Here is a 20,615-nt window from a genome sequence, read left to right on the forward strand (position 1 = left end):
CGGCGACCCGCGAGCGGAGTCGTGGCAGCCCTGAGCCAGGACCTTGACCGATTCAGCCCGCAAGCGCTTCCCGAGGGGTGCCGGAGCGGCCCGCGCGACGGCACGTGAGGTCGGTGACTCGACCGATCCAGCGACCTCTCGCGGACGGTCCCCCCGATCGGGCTCATCCGGCCAGCTCCCGTTCCAGCGGGGTGCGGAACCGCGGTACCGCGCGCACGTCGCCGAACCAGGCCGCGCACTTCTCCGCCGCCGCCTCGATCGCCGCGGCGGCCTCGGCGCCCACGTCCTCCAGCAGCCGGAACACCACCTCGCCGGTGGCCCGCTGGGCCCAGCCGCCGACCACCCTCCCGGACGCCCAGACCGTCGGGCCGACGTTGCCGCTGCGGTCGAACAGGGCCGCCCGGTGGGGGCCGAGGAACCAGTCGCGGTCCTGCCAGCCCATCGGGGTCGGGTCCAGCGCCGGGAGGAACGCCACCCACGGCGGTGGCGACGGCACCGGATCGACGTCGTCCGCCAGGACCACCCCCGGCGCGCCGCCGAGGTCGACCTCCACGGGCGACAGCGCCGCCAGCGCCTTCTTCGTCTGGCCCGCCGTCCAGCCCGTCCACCACCGCAGGTCGGTGACCGGGGCCGGGCCGTACGCCCGCAGCCAGCGCCGGGCCAGCTCGGCCCGGGCCGCCTCCGGCTCCCACGCGCGCAGCCCGCCCGGCACCCATTCGTCCAGGACCTGCCAGACGTACTGCGTGCTGGTCCAGCCGCCGCGGGGCCGGCCCCGTGCGATGCGGCCGCCCGCGGCCAGCAGGAACAGCACGCGGCTCGTCACGTTGCCGATCGCCTCGTACGGTTTGCCCGCCGCCATCAGCAGCTGCTGGCGCAGGCGGGGCTCGTCCTCGCTCAGCTGCTGCGCGGTCGCCGAACCGCGGGCGCGCAGGGCCGCCTCGGCCGACGCCTCGACGTCCTTCAGCCACGCGGCCGGCTCGGGGACGTTCTCCGGGTACCCCTGCTGCCCGAGGTGCTGTTCGAGCAGTTTCCGCTGCTTCACGAGGATGTCCGCCGAACAGCCGGCCTGCACCAGGGCCGCGGTCTCCAGGTCCGTCACGAACACCGTGCGGCGCATGCCCAGCAGCCGCAGCAGCGAACGCTCGTCGTACAGCGCCCGCTCGACCTCGGCCACCGCGGGGCCGGCGAGCCGCGCCGACGCCGAGAGGTGGACGGTCGCCGGGTCGGTCGCGTGCAGCGCGACGACCCCGGCGACGGCGTCGGTCACCGAGGCCGCGGGCGCGGCCAGGTGGTGCCGGACGGCGAGGCGGGCCCGGCGCTGGTCGGTGCTGATCTTCGGAGGCACCCGCTTTTCCTACCACCCGCCACCGACAAAACCGCCTGTCGTCGCGGCCGGCCAGGCGATAGCCTCGCGGCATGGTCTCCGGTGCGCACCTCGCGGCGTTCGCCGCGCTGACGTTCCTCATGGTCGTCGTCCCCGGGCCGAGCGTACTGTTCACGATCAGCCGCGCGCTCACGGTCGGGCGGCGCGACGCCCTGCTGACCGTCCTCGGCAACGCCACGGGCGTGTACACGCAGGTGGTCGCGGTGGCGTTCGGGCTCGGCGCGCTCGTGACGACGTCGGCGGCGGTGTTCACCGCGATCAAGGTGGCCGGCGCGCTCTACCTGGTGTACCTGGGGATCCAGGCGGTCCGCCACCGCCGGAAGCTGACCGACGCGATGGCCGCGAAGGTGCGCGCGACGCCCGGGCGCGTGCTGACCGTGCTGCGCGACGGCTTCGTCGTCGGCTTCGCGAACCCGAAGTCGATCGTGTTCCTGGCGGCGCTGCTGCCGCAGTTCGTCGACCCCGCCGCCGGGTCCGTCCCCGCCCAGATGCTGGTCCTCGGCCTGTGCCTGCCCGCCATCGCGCTGGCCACCGACAGCGCGTGGGCGCTGGTCGCCGGCACCGCCCGCGCGTGGTTCGCCCGCTCGCCGAAGCGCCTCGAGATGGTCGGCGGCACCGGCGGCCTCGTCATGATCGGCCTGGGCACCGGCCTGGCCTTCACCGGCCGGGGTGACTGAGCACCAGGTCGAGCAACCCCGGGAACGCGGCGTCGAATTCGGGACGGCGCAAGCGGTTCAGCCGCCGCGGGCCTTCGTCGCGCTGTTCGATCAGGCCCGCCGCGCGCAGCACGGCGAAGTGGTGGCTGCGGGTCGCCTTGGCCACCGGCAGGTCGAACGTCCCGCACGCCTTCGTCCACTCCGGCACGGCCGCCAGCTCGCGCAGGATTTCGCGGCGCACCGGATCGGCGACGGCGGCCAAGGCGTCCTGCAGCGTGACCTCCGCCGGCCGGACGTGGGTGAGCCCGCGGGCCCGCGCGGTGTTCGATGACTGTCGTACACTCATCAGGTCGACCTCCATCGAACACTCTAGGAGCAGCCGTGCCGCGACACCTCGACGCCACCTTCGGCCCGGACGCGCGCAACCGGCTCGCCGAAGCCACCGAACCCGGCCGCGAAGGCGCACTGGCCGCCCTCGAATCCTTCTACTACGCCTTCAACCAGCGCGATCTCGCCGTGTTCCGCCGCGTCTGGACGACCGATCCCCCGGACGACCCGGTTCTCCGCCTACGAAGCGGGTCGTTGGGTGCAGGTCCACCACCACGGCAGCATCGACGACGCCGCCGAGCTGGCCGCCTACCAGCGGGCGATCCGCGGTTAGGCCAGCGCCTTCACCAGCTCCGGCCACCACTCCCGCGGCAGCCCGCCGAGCGGGACGACGACCTGGTCGGCACCGGCGGCCCGGTACTCCCGCAGGCGCGCGGCGACCCCGTCGAAGTCACCCCACACGGTGAGGGCGTCGACCAGCCGGTCCGACCGGTCCGCGATGTCCGCGTCGGTGAAGCCCATCCGCCGGAAGTTGGCCGCGTAGCCCGGCATCCCGGCCAGGAACCCCAGCGAACCGCCGCGCACCACCTCACGCACGCGAGCCACGTCGGTCTCCGCGACGACGTTGAGCAGCACCGCGAGCTGCCGGTCAGCGCCCAGGATCTCCCGGGCCGAAGCGACGTAGTCCGTCGTCACCAGGTACGGGTACGCGCCCGATGCGCGGTCCCGCGCCAGCTCCAGCATCCGCGGGCCGAGCGCGGACAGGATCCGCGCGGACCGCGGGACGACGTCCTCGATCTCGTCGAGGTAGTCGCCGAGCGTGGCCAGCGGACGCGCCCCGTGCGCCCCGCCCAGGCCGACGACGAACCGCCCGGCGGGCAGGTCCGCGTAGGCCGCGGTCACGGCCGCCGACGGCACCCGGTCCACCGACAGGATCCCGCTCGCCACCTGGATCCGCGAGGTGCGCCGGACGACCTCGGTGATCTGCGGCAGGTTGTTGCCCTGCCCGCCGGCCAGCCAGAGCGTGTCGTAACCCAGCTCCTCCAGCTCGGCCGCCACGTCCGTGCCGGTGTCCAGTGCGCTGTGCGTGGCCCCCAGCGGCCCGAGTTTCGTCATGCGCCCGGCAACCACGGGGCCCGGGAAGATGTTCCCGTCAGGCCGGTTGTTCGTCCTCAGCGGAATCGGCAGGATCTTCGGCCCGCGTGAACATCCGGGTCGCCGACAGCCGCGCGACGCCGTCCGGTTCGCCCAGGTCCTCCAGGGAGTTGCGGATCGTCGAGTCCACCGACAGGTACTTGCGGCCCGCGCGCAGGTCGGCGTCGTTGCGCAGCCGCACGATGAGCGGGAACTCCGCCAGCGCGCCCGCGTCGAACAGGCCCGTCGTGTAGATCAGCTGCACGCCCAGCGCCTCGGCCACCGCCCGCTGCAGTTCCAGGAGGTACCCGGCCGACGCGCGGCCGATCGGGTTGTCCAGGAACAGCACGCCGGAATGCCGGTTGCGGACCTTGCCGCGGTTGTTGGCCCGCAACGCGGCGAGCGTGCAGTACAGGATGATCGCCGCGGTCAGCTGCTGGCCGCCCGAAAACACGTCGCGGATCTCCGAGACGCGCTGGCGTTCGGTGCGCAGCACCGAGTCCGGCTTGAGCATGTCGACGCGGAAGCCCTTGGGCGCCGCGGCCCGGACCCCGCGCAGCACCAGGGAAAGCCCGTCGCGCTTGACGTCCCGGCCGTCGGCCGTCTTGCCCACCGCGGCTTCGTCGACGACCTCGCCGAGCTTCTCCGTCAGCGCGTTGTCCTCCAGCTCGGTGAAGCGGATGCGGAGGAACTCCTGCCCGGACCAGTCGCCGAGGCCGTCCGGCAGCCGCGAGACGCGCTGGGCCGACCGCAGCGTCCGGAGTGCACCGTCGACCATGCCCTGCAGGCGGGTGATGATGCCGCCGCGGTGCCGGTCGATCTGGGCGAGGTCGTCGGTGAGCGACCGCAGCCGCGGCCGCAGCGCCTCGGCCCACTCGGCGGCGTGCGCGGGCAGCTGGTCGCGCTTGACCGAGATGACCTGCTGCCGCACCGGCGTGCTCAGCTTCTCGAACCGCTTCTCCGTCGCGTACTGCGCGAGCTGGTCCGCGGCCGCGCGCACCCGCCGGTCGCCGGTGTCGGCGGCTTCCTGGGCCTCGTTGAAGGTCGCGTTCAGCCGCGCGTGCTGGGCGCGCGCGGTCTCGACGTCGCCGTCGTAGGCGGCCGCGTCGGCGTCGGTGACCAGGTGCCCCATCGACTCGGCGAGCAGCGAGAAGCCCGAGGCGGAACTGCGCGCGGACTCCAGGGTGGCTTCCGCCGCGGCCCGGCGCTCCTGCAGCTCTTCCCACTTGCGCGCGGCCGCGGACGCTTCCAGCCCGGCCGCGTCGATCAGCTCCAGGCCGTGCTCGATGTCCCGGGGCTTCTCGCCGGTGACACCGTTCTGCAGCGGCAGCGCGTCCAGCTCCGCACGCCGGGTCGAAACGAGCCCGATCGCTTCGGTGCGTTCGTCCTCCAGGCCGTCGACGACGCGGCGGGCGCGCGCCAACGCGGCCGCGCGGGCCGACGCGTCGGAGCCGTCGGGCGTCTCCAGGAGCTCGGCGGCCCGGGCCCGGACGGCCTCGTCCAGTGACTCGACGGCCGAGCCCGCGGCGGCTTCGGCGGACTCGGCCTGTTCCAGCTCGCTCCGCAGGTCGCTGCCGACCTCCACCTTCGCGTAGGCGTCGGACGCCGACGCGTACGTCCGGCGCAGCGCGTCGACCGGCTCCGACGGCGCCGGGCCGTCGGTGGCGTCGGCCGCTCCGGGCACTTCGGCGAGTTCGGCGCGCGCGGTGGTCGCGGTCCGCCGGTGGCCGTCGGCGGTGCGCTGCTCCTCCCCCGCCTGCTCGCGCAGCCGCGCGGCCTTGCCCGCCGCGTCGGACGCCTGCAGGTCGGCCCGCTCGGCGATCTCGGTGGCGCGTTCGGCTTCTTCGGTCCACTCGGCGATCCGCGCGCTGCGGACGCCCAGCTCACCGAGCCGCCGCGCCTTCTCCTCGGCCTCGGCGGCGGCCGCGCGCAGCTCCGGGACGCGCTCGCGCAGCGACGCGGCTTTCTCGCTCAAGCGCGCGAACTCCGCGTCGGCCTGTTCCAACGCGGTCCGGGCGGTCTCGCGCGCGGTCCGGGCGGCCTGGGCCTGCTCGGCGAGGGTGGCGATCGCGCCCGGCGGGTAGTCCTCGCGCCACGTCGTGAGCTTCCACGTCAAGGCGCCGTCGGCGGACAGCTTGGCGGACAACGCTTCGAGGCGCCGCTGCCGCTCGGTGTGCCGCCGCGCGACGGCTTCCCGCTCGGCGTCGGCGGCTTCTTCGTCGTACATCGCGGGGTTCGGCGGGACGAGGAACTCGACGCCGGGCGCGGACGGGGTCTCGGCCTGCAGTGCCTCGGTCGTCCCGACGGCGATGATCGCGCTCGGCAGCAGCCGCCGCTGGGTCAGCACCTCACGCGCGCGATCGGCGTGCGCGGCGTCGTTCAGCAACACGCCGGACACCAGCTGCGGCAGGCTTTCCAGCACCTCGGCCCGCCGGGAAGCGTCCAGTTTGGACAGATAGCGCCAGCCGGACCATGCGGTGATCCCGGCCTCTTCCAGTGCACCGAGCGCGGCCTGGACGTCCTCCGGCGGTGGCAGGAGACCGCCGGACCCCAGCGCGGCCAGTGCCCGCTCGTCGGCGGCCTCCTCCATCCGCAGCGCGGTCTGCTCCTTCTCGACGGCCGCGCTCGCCTCACGCAGCCGTTCCAGCAGGACCGGGAGGTCGCTTTCCAGGCTGACGTCGTCCGCGCCGAGCAGCTCGACCAGGCGGCTTTCGGCGGCGAGGGCGTCGGTCCGGCGGTGGGCGCGGTCCAGGTCCTCGGTGGCGCGTTCGAGGCGGTCCTGGGTGGTGCCCGCGAGCTGGTGGGCCTCGTTCACGGCCCGTTGCGCCGCTTGGAGATCCGCGCCGACGCGGTCCAGTTCCTGTTCGCGCCGGGCCAGGTCCGCGGCGGCCTGCTCGGCCGCCGAACGCGCGGTCCGGGACGCTTCGGCGACGTCGGCGCCCGAAGGCAGCAACCCGGCGCGTACCGCGGCCTGGACCTCTTCGCGCAGCTCCGCGATCCGCCCGGTGAGGCCCCGCGCTTCGGCTCGGCGGGCAGCCGCGAGGTTCGCGGCTTCGTCGCGCTCGGTCTGCGCCTTCTCGGCTTCGGCACGCAACGCGCCCGCGTGCGCTTCGGCCTTGTCGGCCTGACGCTGGGCGTCCTGCGCCAGCGCGTGCAACCCGCGTGCCAGCGCCGAAGCAGCGTCATTGCGTGCCTTCAGCGCCGGGCGCGCCTTCTCCTCGCGGCTGCCGACGAGCTCGCGCAGGTCCTTCGCCTTGCGCGCCGCGTTCAACGAGTTGAGGACAGTCGCCGTCTCGCGCCACGCCTCGGCTTCGGTCTTCGCCGAAGCGAGTTCGGCGTCGACGCGCTTGCGGGCCTCCTGGGCCTCGTCCAGGCGCAGCACCGCGACCAGGCGGCGCAGCTCGGTGACGGCCGCGGCGAGCCGCCGGTGGTCGCCCTCGGCGAGCTTCTCCGCGGACTTGACCTCGGTGACGTGGTCTTCGAGGCCGGACAGGCGCGCGTTCTCGAGCTCGTTGCGCGCGACGACCCGGCCCGCCAGCTCGGCCATCGCGGCCTTGGCGGACTCGGCGATCTTCCGCGATTCGGCGGCGACGCCTTCTTCCGCGGCCAGCGGGCCCAGCAGGTCCAGCGCGCCGGCCACGAAATCGCGTTCCGACAGCAGATCCCCGCGCTGGGCGAGGTTGTGCGCGTAGGTCGCGACGACCTCGGCGAGGTCCTTCGGCTCCTCTTCGGAGATGACCGCGCGCAGCAGGAACTCGACGAAGGCGTCGTCGGTGCCGAAGGCGAACGCGTCGGCCGCCTCGCCTTCGCCCGCGTTCATCGCGCGCTGGTAGCGGAACAGCTCGGTGTCGAGGCCGAGGTCGTCGAGGCGGCCGGTCCATTCGTGGTGACGGCGGGTCCAGGACAGTTCCAGCTCGGGCTCGGCGAGCTGGGCCGCGGTGAGCTTGTCGTGGAAGCCGGACATCGTGAGCAGCCGGCCGTCCTGCGTCATCGGCAGGGAATCGAGCCCCAGCGCGGCGGTCGGGCGGAAGCAGTACCAGGAGTCGGCGAGGTTCTCGGAGTCGGCGGACACGACGTGCCCGCGCCATTCCGACACCTTGCCGGTGATGATCCGGTGGCCGCTCTCGACGTGCAGCCACTCCAGCACGACGTGCGAGACGTCCTTGGCGGCGACGAACTTCTCCAGGACCTTCGTGCTGGTGGTGCCGACGACCTGGCGGCGGCCGGGCAGCATCACCGAGAAGATCAGCTTGATGAGCACCGACTTGCCGCCGCCGTTCTCGAGGAACAGCACACTCGCCGGCGAGGGGCGGCGCAGCTCGGCCGGGCCGGTCGCGTGGATGCCCGCGCTGAACAGCGCGTCCTGCTTCGGCGCGGTGATCTTGGCGCCGACGCCGCTGAAGTCGAGCACGACGTTCTGGTAGCGGGCACCCGCGGGGCCCACCGAGTGCAGGCGGACCCGCGAAAGCTCGTACATCTACTCCCCTTTTACAGCGTGTCGGACGCCGCTGCGCGCAGCGTGCCCCCGGCGTTCGCGACGGCCACGACGTCGAGCGCGAGCAGGTCGTCGAAGGCGGCGTCGGCGGCGAGTTCGCGGACCTGGATCTGGTAGCGCGGTGTGGTCCGGTAGGTGCCGCCCTGTTCGTCGCTCACCGGGACCAGGAAGCCCTGGTCGGCGAGGAAGCGCAGGGCGCGGCTGACCATGCCGCGGGTGGTGTCGGCGGCCAGGCGGCCGTCCTTGGTGGCCGCGGCCGCGGGACGGCGGGCGTACGCGCGCCAGGCCTGTTCCAGCTCGGGCGCGTCGGCCAGGGGGTCGTTGTTGGCCTCGGCCGCCGCGGCGCGTTCGTCGAGCATGCGGGCGGCTTCGCGGACCATCGCGTCGACCTGTTCGACGCTGACGCGGCCGATGTAGGTGTCGTTGGCGAGGTCGTCGGGCCGCGGGTAGCCCAGGGCCGCGGTGGCGAGGTGGATCAGGCCGTGCAGCACCTTCTCGGTCTCGCGGCGCTCGCGGATCTTGGCCTGGCGGGCGTAGGAGTCCATCTTGATCTCGAAGACGGACTCGTCGGTGGCCGCCAGCACCGCGCCGGCCTGCTGGTTGACCTCGAGGACCATCAGGCCGAGCCCGGCGGCGACGGCGTGGGTGAGGGCCTTGAACGCGTTGTCCTCGCCGTAGCGGCGCACGAGGTCGCCGTAGACGACGTCACGCGCGGGCAGCTGCTTCGGCCGCATGCCGAAGGCGACCAGCCGGGCCGCGGCTTCGGCGTCCACGCTGCTGTGGGACAGCGCCATTACGCGACTTCCTCTTCTTCGTCGGCCCGCTCTACGGCGGCGGTGGACAGGAGCAGGTCGGCGCCGCCGAACTCCGGGTCGTCCAGGAGGGTGCCGTCGTCGACGGCCAGGAGGACCTGGCGGTCGCCCTGGCGGCGGGCCGCGCCGACCCCGGGACTGTAGGCGTGGACCGCGCGCAGCGCGACCAGGGCGGCGAGGCCGGGCTGGCGGCTGCGGCGGGCTTCGTCGAGCAGCCCGGACAGCCGCCGCGGCACCTCCGGCAGGTCGAGGAGCTCGTCGGCCGCGCGCCAGACGTCGTCGCCGAACTTGTCGGTGACCTCGGCGGGCATCAGCTCGGGTTCCGGGATCTCCCCCACCAGCTGGTCGCGTTCGGGTGCCGGGCGCAGGAGCAGGGAGACCAGGCTCGACAGCGACGGCACCACGGGCGCGGCGATGCCCGCGACGGCGTGGAAGAAGTGTTCGGCCGGGGCGACGGCGTCGGCCAGCGGCAGGCCGAGGGTGGGCACGAGGAGCTGGCCGAACAGGTCGATCGTCGCGCGCTGGGGCGGGCCGGAGAACTGCTGGCGGTCCTGTTCGGCGCGGAACACCGCACCCGCGTCGGCCAGCCGGGACTGCAGGCGCGTGTGGCGGCGGATGCAGTCGCCGACGATGTCGACGAGTTCGGCGGCGCGGCGCTTCTTGTCGAGGTCCTCGGTCTCGTCGCGCGCCGTGGTGATGTTCTTGAGGATGGCGTTCTCGGCGCGGAACCGGGCTTCGATGTGGCTCAGCGCGCTGTCCAGGAGCTCCGGGACCTCGCGTTCCCAGTCGACCGAGCGGACGTCGCGGCGGGTCGCGTCGAGCTTCGCGCGCAAGGTCTCGCCGTACTGGACGGTCCGGTAGCGGGCCTGCTCGGCGGCGAGCTTCGCGTCGGCCAGGCGGCCGCGGTTGATGAGGTTCTCGAGCTTGACCTCGGCGGCGATCTGCGCGGACTCGACGTCGGTGTCGAGCGCGCCGACCAGGACGTTGATGGCCTCGTCGGTGGCGCGCAGGTAGACCTCGCCGTCCCGGGCGGCCAGCTCGACGAGCAGCTTGAAGTCGAACTGGCGGCGCTGGTAGCCGCCCGGCCCGATCGAGCCGTAGACGCGCCGGAAGCCGCGGTCGGTGGTGCCGACGTTGATGAGGTTGTCCAGGACCCACTTGGCCACGCGGACGTGCTCTTCGGGCATCCGCGAGGGCGCCTGCTGGGCGATGAACGGCAGCAGCCGGTCGATGACCTCGTCGTGGCCGGCACCGGTGTCGAAGTCCATCGCGATGGTGACCTGGTCGATCGTGTGCAGCGCGATCTCGGCCATCTGGTAGATCGTCGCGTCGGCCCAGTCGAGCTTCGCCTTGCGCGCGTCCAGGTCGTGCAGCGGCGCGGTGCAGGCCAGCGCCTTGAGGCGGCGCGTCAGCCCCTCGTCGGCCAGGCCCGGTGTCCCGGTCTCGTCGTCTCGCACAGCAGGCCAGGCTAGTCGGCCACCCTCTGCGCACGCTCAGGTGACGGGCTAACGTCCCTCCTATGCGTGAGATGAGCCGTGACGAGTGGTGGAAGTTCGCCTCCGAAGGTACCCGCACCGGCATGCTGGGTCTGGTCAGGAAGGACGGCTCGCCGATCGTGACGCCGGTGTGGTTCCTGCTGAACGAGGGCCCGGACGGCGACGAGCTGATCTTCACCACCGGCACCGAGACGCTCAAGGGCAAGGCCATCGCCCGCGACGGGCGCATCTCACTCGCCGTCGACGACCAGAAGCCGCCGTTCTCCTACGTCCAGTTCACCGCCGAGGCGCGGCTGACCCACGACCTGGACGACATGCTCGCGTGGGCGACGAAGCTGGGCGGCCGGTACATGGGTGCCGAGCAGGCCGAGGCGTACGGCAAGCGCAACGCCGTCCCCGAGGAATCCCTCGTCCGGGCGAAGATCACCAAGGTGATCGCGCGGGCCGACATCGCCGGCTGACCATCATGGGCTCTTCGAGCCAGGTCCTTCCCGTCCCGCACGCGCCAAGGCGGCTCGGAGCACGAACTCGTGCGGGTTCTCCCCCACCCGTTCGGCTGCCTGTTGAATGCGGTTCCACACTGTTTTTTCAATGACGACTTCGCCGCGGCTTGGTTCCTTCACCGGCGTCCGTACGGCCTGCTCCCACAGCGCGCGCCAACGTTTGAGGTCGTAGACAGGTTCGGCGGCCCGCGCCGGACGCGCCATCCTGATCAGAACTTCGAGCACGACCGCCAGATCGACGAAGTTCGAAGGAACGTTCCGTCCTCGCCGCCAATCGCTCACGCGCTGGTTGGAAATCCGCACGGGCCGCCCGAACATGTCCGCCTTCCGGGCGGCATTGACCTTTCGGGCGAGGCTGGTCATCGGAGGACTTCCTGCCGCTTCGTACAGACGCGAAAACCATTCGACGAACAATTCGCGAGCAGACCGCTCTTCGGACGCAGAACCACGCACTGTCAGCACCCCTCCCCGGCTGCCGAACCCCAGTCCCTCCCGGACCGGGAAACTCACTATAGCGCTCCAAACAGCGGAAATGCACTCAAGATCAACCTTAAGACTTCCCTAAGTCGCCTTCCGTCCGCGATCTTCGACCTCGCAACCCGGCTGAACCGAACCCGCGATCAGCGCGGTCCCCGCGGTCGCGTCATGGAGGTCCCAGTGAAGCGATTCCTGCTTACCGCCGCGAGCGCGGTCGCGCTCGGGCTCGCAGCTCCGGCCGCCGCTACGGCGGCCGAGCCGGCTGCGCAGCCGATGGCCTGGCCCACCGGTTGTCACGACGAAGTACTCAACGACCACATGACAGGTGCCATCTGCACAAGCAGCAACGGCGGAGCTTACCAGGCGATTGCGATTTGCAAGGACAGAAGCAGCGGCAAGGTGAACTTCTATTACGGCCCCTGGCGTACGTCAGGTACGTCCTACGCATACTGCCAGGGCAACTCCTATGTCGACTCCTCGGGCATCAGCACTTCGCCCACCGTTCCGTAACCGAATCCGAGGAGGCCGCAATCATGAGCAAATTCTCGCTGAAAACCATGACAATCGGATCCGCGGCGGCAATGGCGCTCGCGCTCGCCCCGGCCGCCGCCGTCGCTGCACCCGTTTCGGACAACAACGCCGGTTCCGTGGCCACCTGGCCGACTGGGTGCGATGACTACCAAGTCGGCAACGGCTGGGAAGCACGGTGCACCGGTGGAACGGGAAAGTACCAGGCGATTGTCTACTGCGTACCGTACGGCGGAGGCCAAACAGTCATCCGCAGCAGCGCCTGGAACCACGCTCCCAACCTTGCGCGCGTCTACTGCCCGTCACTGACGTACGCAACGAGCGGTGGTATCAACACCACCCCCGATCCGTGACCGAGGCATGACGTTCCTGGCCTGAACCGGCAGGTCAGGCCGGAATGACGTCCACCCTGTTGCGATGTCGTGAGCGGCGGAGCGAGGGGCCCTCACCCGAAGGCGCCCCTCGCTCTTCACTCAGCACTCCGACTGCCTCCGCAGAAGTGGTCAGGACCGCAACGCAGTGGCCGATCCCTCGTCCGGGCGAAGATCACCAAGGTGATCGCGCGGGCCGACATCGCCGGCTGACCCCAATTCGCTGGTAATCTGCCCCCGGGGGTGGGGGTATGCCTTCAGGGGACAGACGCGACGCCGTCAGGGCGATCGTCAGCGCGGGCCAGCGCGAGCTGGTGGCCGAGCTGGAACGGCTCGACGGCGGGCGCTTCGGCCGGTCCGGCCGCACGCGGCGGCTGGAGAACGGGGACGTCTTCGAGCGCGCCGTCGTCAGCGCGGCCTTCTCGGACGAGTTCTTCGCGGCCGGCCTGTCGGTCGTGCTCCACCCGCGCAACCCGTACGTCCCGGCGTTGCAGGCGCACTTCCGCTACCGCGAAACGGCGGACGCGTGGTGGTTCGGCGGCAGCGTGGACCTCCTCCCCTGCTACGGCTTCGCCGCGGACGCGACGCACTTCCACCGCGTCCTGAAGGGCTACTGCGGCACGCTCGACCCGGCTTTCCACGCGCAGGCGAAACGGGCCTGCGACGACCGGTTCCGGCTCCCCCACCGCGACGAGGCCCGCGGGATCGGCGGCATCGCCTTCGACCACCTGCGCCTCCCGGGCCCCGACGGCTGGCGGCGCACGGCCGCCTTCGCCGCCGCCGGCATCGCCACGATCGCCCCGGCGTACTTCCCGATCGTGCGACGGCGGAAGGACCTCCCGTACGGCGAGCGCGAACGCCAGTGGCAGCTCTACCGCCGCGGCCGGTACGTGGAGTTCACGCTCGTCCACGACGCGGCGACGGCGGTGCAGGCCGACGCGGAGGCCATCCTGATGGCGCTGCCGCCGCTGGCGCGGTGGGAAGCGGAGTTCACGCCCGAGCCGGGGAGCGCAGAGGCGGAACTGGCGTCGTTCCTGGTCCCGCACGACTGGGCGGCCGAAACTGTCGGTGCCCGCCGGTAGAGTGGAAAACGGGGGGCGCCCCGGCGGCCTGGGCCCGATTCGCCGCACCTTGCTCAACCCGGCGGCCTGGGCCCGACCCGCCGCGCTCTGCCCGCCCCGGCGGCCTCTGCTCGATCAGCAGACCTCCGTCCGCCCGGCGGCCCCCGCCCGCCCCGCCGCACCCTGCCCGCCCCGGCGGACTGGGCTCGATCCGCTGCCCCCTGCCCGCCCCGGCCGCCACGCCTCTCCCCGGCGGCCCCCACCCGCCCCGCCGCGTCCGAACACCCCATCGCCACATTGCGCCGTCCGGACGTACCGCCCCGCTGAGCGGGAAACCGTTGACACGCAGGGTGAGCCACCATGTCGAGTATTGACAGGGCCCGCTCCCAGGGTGTGTGATCTGTCCCATAGATAGGAAACTTTCCTAACTATTGCCGCCGGTGGTCCGCCGACCATTCCGCCCCGGTCACCCCCTGTCCCCCGACAACGCAGGAGGCTCCCAGTGGCACCCCGTCCACCGTGGCGCGCGGTACTGGCCGGTACCGCCGTCGCGGCGCTCGGCTTCACCGCCGTCACTCCGGTAAGCGCTTTCGCCGCCGACACCGACTACGAAGCCGAAAACGCCACCATCTCCCAGGGCGCGGTCGAGTCGAACCACGCCGGCTACAGCGGCACCGGCTTCGTCAACTTCGACAACGTCGTCGGCAGCTACGTCGAGTACTCCGTGAACGCCGCCCAGGCGGGCACGCACACGCTGACCTTCCGCTACGCCAACGGAACCGCCGACAACCGGCCGGTGAAGCTGACCGTCGACGGCGGGGACAAGGGCACCGTCGACTTCCCCGCCACCGGCGCTTGGACCACCTGGAAGACCGTCACCGCGACCGTCCAGCTCACCGCCGGCGTCAACAAGGTCCGCACCACGGCGACCACCGCCAACGGCGGCCCGAACGCCGACAAGCTCACCGACACCTTCACCGCGCCGACCGACGGCGAACCGCCGTCGGCGCCGTCGAACCTCAGCGCGAGCAACATCCTGCCCACCGCGGCCACCTTCACCTGGACCGCCGCGACGGACAACGTCGGCGTCGTCCGCTACGAGATCAACCGCGGCGGCAACGTCCTCAAGACCGTCGACGGGAACACGACCAGCGCCACCGTCGACAACCTGACCCCGAACACCGCCTACGACATCTCCGTCGGCGCGTTCGACGCGGCCGGGAACCCGTCGCAGCAGAGCAACGTCGTCACCTTCACGACGCCGCCGAGCAACGACACCACGCCGCCCACCGTGCCGGGCAACCTGCGCACCACCGGCGTCACCGCGAACAGCGTCTCCCTGGCGTGGAACGCTTCCACGGACAACGGCGGGACCATCGCCGGGTACGACGTCTACCAGGGCGCCACGAAGGTCGCGACCACGACTTCGCTGAGCACGACGGTCACGGACCTGAACCCGAACACCTCCTACACCTTCACCGTGAAGGCCCGCGACCCCGACGGCAACACCTCGGCCGCGAGCAACGCCGTCACGGCGAAGACGAGCGCGCCGGGCGGCGCCGGGGGCATCCCCGAGTACGACAAGGACATCGCGAAGGTCGACCTCGCCTGGTCGGTGGACTTCCTGCCCAACGGCAACGCGCTGGCGACCGAACGGGACCGGTTCGAGATTCTGCTCGTGACGCCGTCCGGCCAGAAGACGACGCTGGGCAAGGTGCCGGGCGCGGTCGGCACGAACGGCGAAGGCGGCCTCCTCGGCCTGGCGATCTCGCCGAACTGGGCGAGCGACCACGCGATCTACCTGTACCACACGGCCTCCGGGGACAACCGGATCGTGAAGATGACCTACGACGGCAGCACGCTGTCCTCGACGTCGACGCCGGTGCTCACCGGGATCGCGAAGAACCGCTACCACAACGGCGGCCGGATCAAGTTCGGCCCGGACGGCAAGCTGTACGCCACCGTCGGCGACGCCAAGAACAGCGACAACGCGCAGAACAAGAGCTCCCTCAACGGGAAGATCCTGCGGCTCAACCCGGACGGCTCCGCGCCGAGCGACAACCCGTTCTACGCCACCGGCGGCAACGCCCGGTACGTCTGGAGCTACGGCCACCGCAACCCGCAGGGCCTGGCCTGGGACTCCCGCGGCCAGCTGTGGGCGGCGGAGTTCGGCGAAAGCAGCCAGGACGAGCTCAACCTGATCCAGAAGGGCGGCAACTTCGGCTGGCCGAGCTGCGAAGGCACGCAGGGCAGCTGCAGCGGCTACATCGCCCCGAAGAAGACCTGGCCGACGTCGCAGGCCGGGCCGAGCGGGCTGGAGATCGTCAACGACTGGATCTACATCGCCGGCGTCACCGGCGAGCAGCTGTTCGCCACCCAGATCAACGCGGCGGGCACCGGCGTCGGCACGGTGTCGACGCTGTTCTCCGGCCGCTGGGGCCGGCTGCGCTCGGTCACGAAGACCCCGGACGGCGGGCTCTGGCTGACCTCGACCAACAACGACAAGAACGGCGGCACGCCGTCGGTGCTGGACAACGTGATCGTGCGGCTGAAGTTCCCGGGCGGCGGCACGCCGAGCGGCTTCAAGCTGACCAGCTCCGCCTTCGCCGACAACGCCACCATCCCGGACAAGTACACCTGCGCCGGGGACGGCACGGCGGGCCAGGACCCGTCGCCGCCGCTGGCGTGGGGCGCCTCCGACGGCGCGAAGGGCTACGCCGTCGTGTTCGCCGACGTCGCCAACAGCGGGAACAAGCTGCACTGGGCGATCTGGGACGTCCCGGCGTCGGCTCGCTCCCTCCCGGAAGGGCTCGGAGCGGGCTACACGGTGCCGAACCAGGGCGGCGCCAAACAGAAGGCGATGGGCAGCGGGGCGAACGCGCAGAAGTTCTTCGGCCCCTGCCCGGGCGGCTCGAGCCACCCGTACACGTTCACGCTCTACGCCCTGAACACCGCCACGGTCCCCGGCCTGACGTCGTCCTCGACGATGGCCCAGATCGAAACGGCGATCAAGGGCGCATCGACGGGCAGCGTCGTGCTGCGCGGCAAGTCCAGCGCGGCGGCCTGAAAGCCGCGGCAGGGGTGACCGGAGCGGCGCCGGTCACCCCTGCCGCCCTTACTGCGTCCCCGCCACCCGGCGCAGGTGGGCGTCGACGTCGAAGCCGTGTTCCTCCAGCCGGCGGCGGGCCAGCAGGAGCTCGTCGGGGGTGAACAGCTCGGCGTACTCCTCACGCAGCATGACCGCCTCGGAGCTGCGGCCGAGCTGGTTCTTCTCCCAGAGCACGGTGAACCCGCCCGCGGTGCCGGCCCCGCGCAGCAGCAGCCGGGCCGCCTCGACGCCGCCGTGCTCGCGCACCATGCGTTCGAACTGGGCGGGCCGGTAGCCGTAATCCTTCGCGAGAACCCGGCATCCGTCGAGCAGATCCTCGGTGAACCGCGCGGCGAGCCGGGGATCGGCCGGGACGGATGCGGCTGGTTCGGGCATGGGACACCTCTCGACGAACGGCTTCCCTGATTAATCGCGAACCGGGCCGGTTTCGCTACGCCGTTCGGGGAACGAATTCACGGCGAGCACTCTCCGTGTCACCGGAAGCGAACAAATCGGGCGAAACCGCCGGTACCCGCCGTCAGCCGTCCGGCGAAGTCCACAGTGGACACCGGAGCGGGCCTCACCAGCCGAACAGGCCGCCCATGATCCGGGCGCAGCGGGCCGTCATCGCCCCGGCGTCCTCGTCCGGGCGGTCGATCCACCAGCTGATCAGCGAGTCGACCACACCCGTCCAGACCTGCGCGACCGCCTCGATGTCGACCGGGTCGGCCAGGCCGCGCGACGTCAGCAGCTGCGTCGCGCCCAGCACCGCGAAGGCGTCGAGGCGCCGCCGGTAGTCCGCGGCCGCGGCGGCGATGTCCCCGGTGGCCGGCACCGTCGCGTCGCGCAGGAGGCGCCAGGCGTAGCGGTCGTGGTCGAAAGTCGTGAAGATCGCCGCCAGGACCTTCAGCGGCATCTGGTCGGGCTCCCCGCCGGCGGCCATGGTCGTCGCGACGCCCTCGGTGAGCCGCCCGCCCGCCCGGTGCAGGCAGGCCAGGTAGAGCCCGTCCTTCGAGCCGAAGTACTGGTACAGCAGCGGCTTCGTGACCCCGACCCGGCGCGCGATCTCGACCATGGACGCGCCCGCGTAGCCGGCCCGGCCGAACTCCTCGGTGCCCGCCACGACGAGCTGCGCCTCGCGCTCTTCGCGGGGCATCCCCTTGGTCCCGACCGGCCTTGACTCCGTCACACGCGAGAGCCTACCGTGCGTAAAGTGACCCTTGGGTAAGTTACCGTCAGGTCAGATGAAGGAGGCGGCGTGGCCGAGTTCCTGGCGCACCTGCGCGACCCGGTGCTGTTCGCGGTTCCGGTGTTCCTGCTGTTCGTGACGATCGAGATCGTGGCGGTGCACGTGCTCGGCCACGACGACAACGTGGTCGGCTACAGCGTCGCCGACACCCGCACGAGCATGCTGATGGGCACGGTGGCGGTCGGCGTGAACGCGCTGTTCCGGCTGGTGATGCTGGTCGTGTTCGCGGCCCTGTTCGAGCTGGCGCCGGTGCGGTTCGACCCGCGCGACTGGTGGACGTGGGTGCTGATGCTGCTCGGCCAGGAACTGGTGTTCTACGCGTACCACCGCGCCAGCCACCGGGTGCGGCTGCTGTGGGCCGGGCACCAGGTCCACCACTCGAGCGAGCACTACAACTTCTCGACGGCGCTGCGGCAGAAGTGGACGCCGTACTTCCAGCTGCCGTTCTGGTCGGTGCTGGCGCTGTGCGGCATCCCGCCGTGGATGATCCTGACGGGCCTGTCGATCGACCTGGTGTACCAGTTCTTCGTGCACACGGAGAAGGTCGGCAGGCTGCCCCGCTGGTTCGAGTACGTGTTCAACACGCCCTCACACCACCGCGTCCACCACGGCAGCGACGAGGAGTACCTGGACGCGAACTACGGCGGCATCCTGATCATCTGGGACCGGATGTTCGGCAGCTTCGTCCCCGAGGGCCGCCGTCCGACGTACGGGCTGACGAAGAACATCGGCACGTACAACCTGCTGCGCGTGGGCTTCCACGAGTACGGCTCGATCCTGCGCGACCTGCGCGGGGCCCGGACGTGGCGGGAGCGGGCGGGGTACGTGTTCGGGCCACCCGGCTGGCAGCCCGCCGGTTTTCAGTCAGCCGCCCACTCGTAGGACAGCTGATAGCGATCGGCCGCGAGGACCATGTCGTTCATCTCCACCGGCACGCCGTCCTCGCGGTGGGCCACCCGCGTCACCGTCACGACCGGCACACCCTCGGCGAGCTGCAGGAGCGAAGCTTCTTCCGGCGTCGGCATGCGCGCGCCGACGTGCTCAGTGAACGACGCCAACCGGTGCCCGGCTTCTTCGAGCCGGGCATACGTGCCGCCCGGACCGGTGTCGACCTGCTCGATCGCGGTGTCGCGGGTGAACTCCCGAGATAGCCGCGAAACGGCGAGCTGGACAACGAGCCCGTCGGCGCGCATCACCCGGTCCCGCACCGCGATCTCCGTACCGGCTTCGACCGCCAGATAGCCGGCGACCCGGTCGTCAGCGCGCTCGAAGGAGACCTTCACCGAGGCCGACGGCGTGAAGCCGTGTTCCGCAGCGTCCGCGAGGAAGGCACCCCGATTCCGATCCCGCGCTGCACGCGAAAGCCGAGACCGCGCGAGACGTTGCACATTCGCAGGCGGACGCACGAATACACCCCGTCCATGCTCGGAAGTCACCAGACCTTCGGACCGGAGCAGATTCACCGCATCCCGGACCGTCGGCCTCGAGACACCGTACCGGTCGACCAGGTCACGTTCACTGGGTAGCTGCTCACCGGCTGCCAGCCGGCCAGAGGTGATCTTTTCGCGCAGATCGGCAGCGACCTGCCGGAAGGCCGGGACTCCACTTCGGCGATCCACCATGCAGCCATCCTCCCACTGGGTAACTCGTCTTGACCAGTTGACACCCACCTGCCACTGTACTCGTATTGACATCCTTACCAGTTTGGGGAGAAGCCATGACTGTCGCCGCCCGATCGCTCATCCCAGACGAGTTGTTCGACCGGCTTGCCGATCGGATCACCGTCAGCGAAGACTTGCCGCCCGACCTCGCGGAGCGGGTCGTCGATCAGACGCTGGCCTTCCTGTGCGCTTGTGCGACCGGCCGCGGTCCGGGGCTGGCACCGTCACCGCTCGTGGACGTCGGATGGCACGCCTTCATCCTGCACACCAGGGAATACGCCGAATTCTGCAACCGGGTGGCCGGTGGCTACATCCACCACGTGCCCGAACCGGAGCGCGACATCTCGATCGCGGACCGGCACCTCAAGCTGAGCCAAGCCGTTTCCGCCATCGCCTCGGCCGGCTTCCCGGTGGACCCGGACCTCTGGTCGCTTCGCGCGGCAGACTGCACCAGCGGCGACGACGGGTGTCGCGCGTCCGGCAAAGAAGGCAACGAAAACACCGACACGAACGGAAGGTGACACCTCTGTACGACTGGAAAGAGCTGCCCGCTGCGGTTCGCGACGTGGTGCACGACCACCTCGGTCCGATCAGCGAAACCGTTCCGGCAGCGGCGATGCGCAGTTCGAGCGTTGCCGTGACCCTGCGGCGCGATGGTCGTCCGTCCGTGTTCCTCAAGGGGGTCCGGGGTGTGTCGGCCGCGATGCGCTGGCTGCGCAACGAAGCCGAGATCGCGCCGCTCCTCGGCGGGCTCGCGCCGGAGGTCCTGTTCCAGCAGGATGTCGGCGACTGGCTGGTCGTCGGCTTCGCCCACGTCGACGGGCAGCCCGCCGCTCTCGGACCGGAGTCACCGGATCTTCCCGCCGTCGCTACCGCAGTGAACCGGATCGGTGCGATCGAGGCTCCCCACCTGCGATCGCTGGCCGACCGTTGGAAAACGCCTTGGTGGCCGCGCCTCGCCGCCCGGGCGGAGCTGTCCGGCGCCCTCGATGTGCGCCGGCTCGCCTCCTGGGAGGAGAAGGCGCCGGAGCTGCTGACCGGCTCCTGCCTGCTCCACACCGATCTGCACGCCGACCAGTTCCTGCTGGGTGACGACGGCGGAGCCTGCGTCGTCGACTGGGGCTGGCCCGCTTCCGGCGCGCCGTGGGTCGACCCGGCGTTCCTGGTGATCCGGCTCGTGGCCGCCGGTCACCGTCCGGCGGACGCCGAAGCCTGGGCGCGTGCGCACACACGCTGGGCTTCGGCGTCCCCTGACTCCGTGACGGCCTTCGCCGCCTGCGTCGCGGGATTGTGGACCGGCAAGGCCGCCACCGAATCCCTGGCCCGGACGGCTCGTGACTACGCGAGCTGGCGGCTCGCGCTCACCGCCTGAG

At 71.4% G+C, this 20,615-nt stretch carries 19 protein-coding genes; 9 read left to right on the plus strand and 10 right to left on the minus strand.

Translation table 11 applies throughout. The annotated features are described in order from the left end of the window. Positions 1-163: 163 nt before the first annotated feature. Positions 164-1,345, minus strand: coding sequence for a winged helix DNA-binding domain-containing protein (locus OO60_RS33285; protein WP_003071484.1), 1,182 nt, complete (start codon positions 1,343-1,345; stop codon positions 164-166). Between the two features lie 71 nt (positions 1,346-1,416). Between OO60_RS33285 and OO60_RS33290 the strand changes: the two genes are divergently transcribed. Next, positions 1,417-2,061, plus strand: a complete 645-nt coding sequence (locus OO60_RS33290) for a LysE family translocator (protein ID WP_003071487.1) — start codon at positions 1,417-1,419, stop codon at positions 2,059-2,061. On the opposite strand, the gene OO60_RS33295 is transcribed toward OO60_RS33290, so the two are convergent. From OO60_RS33295 to OO60_RS33315, 5 genes are all read right to left on the minus strand, one after another. After that, complete coding sequence (locus OO60_RS33295) at positions 2,042-2,386, minus strand: ArsR/SmtB family transcription factor (protein ID WP_033262858.1); 345 nt, start codon at positions 2,384-2,386, stop codon at positions 2,042-2,044. The two genes, OO60_RS33290 and OO60_RS33295, sit on opposite strands and share 20 nt — an antisense overlap. Positions 2,387-2,697: 311 nt before the next feature. Further along, positions 2,698-3,483 carry a TIGR03620 family F420-dependent LLM class oxidoreductase gene (locus OO60_RS33300; RefSeq protein ID WP_003071497.1) on the minus strand — a complete coding sequence of 262 codons (786 nt, stop codon included), beginning with the start codon at positions 3,481-3,483 and terminating at the stop codon, positions 2,698-2,700. A 37-nt stretch (positions 3,484-3,520) separates the two neighbouring features. Beyond that, positions 3,521-7,978 carry a coiled-coil domain-containing protein gene (locus OO60_RS33305; RefSeq protein WP_033262809.1) on the minus strand — a complete coding sequence of 1,486 codons (4,458 nt, stop codon included), beginning with the start codon at positions 7,976-7,978 and terminating at the stop codon, positions 3,521-3,523. Positions 7,979-7,989: 11 nt separating this feature from the next. After that, positions 7,990-8,790 carry a hypothetical protein gene (locus OO60_RS33310; RefSeq protein WP_003077197.1) on the minus strand — a complete coding sequence of 267 codons (801 nt, stop codon included), beginning with the start codon at positions 8,788-8,790 and terminating at the stop codon, positions 7,990-7,992. Then, positions 8,790-10,265, minus strand: a complete 1,476-nt coding sequence (locus tag OO60_RS33315; protein ID WP_003077194.1) for a hypothetical protein — start codon at positions 10,263-10,265, stop codon at positions 8,790-8,792. Before OO60_RS33315 ends, OO60_RS33310 begins: the two co-directional genes overlap by 1 nt. 62 nt (positions 10,266-10,327) lie before the next feature. On the opposite strand from OO60_RS33315, the gene OO60_RS33320 reads away from it, so the two are divergent. Then, positions 10,328-10,765: a PPOX class F420-dependent oxidoreductase gene (locus OO60_RS33320; protein WP_003077191.1), complete on the plus strand. Its 438-nt coding sequence runs from the start codon at positions 10,328-10,330 to the stop codon at positions 10,763-10,765. A 3-nt stretch (positions 10,766-10,768) separates the two neighbouring features. Here the strand turns inward: OO60_RS33320 and OO60_RS46685 are convergent, their stop codons facing one another. After that, positions 10,769-11,170 (minus strand): hypothetical protein, encoded by a 402-nt coding sequence (locus OO60_RS46685; protein ID WP_155848880.1) that lies wholly within the window; start codon positions 11,168-11,170, stop codon positions 10,769-10,771. A gap of 294 nt (positions 11,171-11,464) precedes the next feature. Between OO60_RS46685 and OO60_RS46060 the strand changes: the two genes are divergently transcribed. The 4 genes from OO60_RS46060 (at position 11,465) to OO60_RS33335 (ending at position 16,311) form a co-directional block, all read left to right on the plus strand. Next, the gene (locus OO60_RS46060; protein WP_205624140.1) at positions 11,465-11,794 is read left to right on the plus strand and encodes a hypothetical protein; all 330 of its coding nucleotides are present in this window, start codon (positions 11,465-11,467) and stop codon (positions 11,792-11,794) included. Between the two features lie 23 nt (positions 11,795-11,817). After that, positions 11,818-12,165, plus strand: a complete 348-nt coding sequence (locus OO60_RS46690) for a hypothetical protein (protein ID WP_033262810.1) — start codon at positions 11,818-11,820, stop codon at positions 12,163-12,165. 269 nt (positions 12,166-12,434) lie between these two features. Next, the gene (locus tag OO60_RS33330) at positions 12,435-13,265 is read left to right on the plus strand and encodes a coproporphyrinogen III oxidase (RefSeq protein WP_003077189.1); all 831 of its coding nucleotides are present in this window, start codon (positions 12,435-12,437) and stop codon (positions 13,263-13,265) included. Positions 13,266-13,746: 481 nt separating this feature from the next. Further along, positions 13,747-16,311, plus strand: coding sequence for a PQQ-dependent sugar dehydrogenase (locus OO60_RS33335; RefSeq protein WP_004560650.1), 2,565 nt, complete (start codon positions 13,747-13,749; stop codon positions 16,309-16,311). Positions 16,312-16,359: 48 nt separating this feature from the next. Here the strand turns inward: OO60_RS33335 and OO60_RS33340 are convergent, their stop codons facing one another. Next, complete coding sequence (locus tag OO60_RS33340) at positions 16,360-16,728, minus strand: hypothetical protein (RefSeq protein ID WP_004560651.1); 369 nt, start codon at positions 16,726-16,728, stop codon at positions 16,360-16,362. Positions 16,729-16,912: 184 nt separating this feature from the next. Further along, complete coding sequence (locus tag OO60_RS33345; protein WP_240490885.1) at positions 16,913-17,521, minus strand: TetR/AcrR family transcriptional regulator; 609 nt, start codon at positions 17,519-17,521, stop codon at positions 16,913-16,915. Positions 17,522-17,590: 69 nt separating this feature from the next. Here OO60_RS33345 and OO60_RS33350 point away from each other — a divergent pair, with 69 nt between their 5' ends. Further along, on the plus strand, positions 17,591-18,463 hold the full coding sequence (locus OO60_RS33350) for a sterol desaturase family protein (protein ID WP_004560653.1): 873 nt from the start codon (positions 17,591-17,593) through the stop codon (positions 18,461-18,463). Here OO60_RS33350 and OO60_RS33355 read toward each other — a convergent pair. Continuing rightward, positions 18,442-19,203, minus strand: a complete 762-nt coding sequence (locus OO60_RS33355; protein ID WP_033262811.1) for a GntR family transcriptional regulator — start codon at positions 19,201-19,203, stop codon at positions 18,442-18,444. The genes OO60_RS33350 and OO60_RS33355 overlap by 22 nt on opposite strands. A gap of 95 nt (positions 19,204-19,298) precedes the next feature. On the opposite strand from OO60_RS33355, the gene OO60_RS33360 reads away from it, so the two are divergent. Together OO60_RS33360 and OO60_RS33365 are read left to right on the plus strand one after the other, a co-directional pair. Further along, positions 19,299-19,763, plus strand: a complete 465-nt coding sequence (locus OO60_RS33360; protein ID WP_033262812.1) for a glycine-rich domain-containing protein — start codon at positions 19,299-19,301, stop codon at positions 19,761-19,763. Beyond that, the gene (locus OO60_RS33365) at positions 19,709-20,614 is read left to right on the plus strand and encodes a phosphotransferase family protein (protein ID WP_240490886.1); all 906 of its coding nucleotides are present in this window, start codon (positions 19,709-19,711) and stop codon (positions 20,612-20,614) included. The genes OO60_RS33360 and OO60_RS33365 overlap by 55 nt, the downstream gene beginning before the upstream one ends. Position 20,615 lies beyond the last annotated feature (1 nt).

It is taken from the genome of Amycolatopsis vancoresmycina (genome assembly GCF_000716785.1).
Classification (GTDB): Bacteria; Actinomycetota; Actinomycetes; order Mycobacteriales; family Pseudonocardiaceae; genus Amycolatopsis; species Amycolatopsis vancoresmycina.